Annotated in this window: 1 protein-coding gene; it reads right to left on the reverse strand. The window is 71.0% G+C overall.

The genetic code is table 11. The features are described 5' to 3' along the window. Nucleotides 1-532, reverse strand: a 532-nt coding sequence (locus EAO72_RS41535) for a hypothetical protein (RefSeq protein ID WP_148022554.1), incomplete at its 3' end; no start/stop codon positions are given. Between the last annotated feature and the right edge of the window lie 176 nt (nucleotides 533-708).

Here is a 708-nt window from a genome sequence, read left to right on the forward strand (position 1 = left end):
CCTTGTCCTTGACCTCGGCCCCCGCGCTCTTGCCGGCGTCCTTGATGTCGTTGATGACGCTCTCGAACGCGCCGACGTCCCCGTCGCCCACCTCGCCCTTGCGGAGCTTGGTGGCCATGCCCTTGAGGGACGCGATGCCCGCGGTCAGCGGCGCGACGGCCTTCGACAGCAGCGGGTCGCCCTTGGCGTTCTCCGTGGCGGCCTTGAGCCGGTTGTAGGCGAAGCCGCCCGCGAGCCCGGCCTTGACGAGAGCGAAGGTCCGGCCGTCCGCGCCCTTCTTGAACTTCCCGGCGCGGTACGGCTTGACGATCCACTGATACGTCGCGCCCGCCGCGAGCCCGGCGTTGGCGACGAACCGCGTCTTGGCGAACTTCTGCGCCTCGGCCGACGACGTACCGGTGGGCGACGCCGAACTGCTCGCGCTGCTCGTGCTGTTGCCGTCATCGCTCCCGCATGCGGTGGTGCCCACCAGCACGGAGCAGGACAGCAACAGCGCGACCAGCAGTCGGCGGAGCGGTACGGAACGGGGCACGGCGGGCCTCCCTGACCGGGGACATCACGGTGGGTGCCGGGTCCCGGCACTCCCCCGTCAGGCTGGCGCCGGTGGCCCGGCCCCGCCACCCCGGGACCGCCGTCCGGGTTTCGTACGGCGGAAAGCGGCAACCCGCAGTCCATGTCTTACAGACGAGGCAACGGAAGCAGTACCGC

Origin of the sequence: Streptomyces sp. OR43 (genome assembly GCF_008042275.1) — a bacterium.
Classification (GTDB): domain Bacteria; phylum Actinomycetota; class Actinomycetes; order Streptomycetales; family Streptomycetaceae; genus Streptomyces.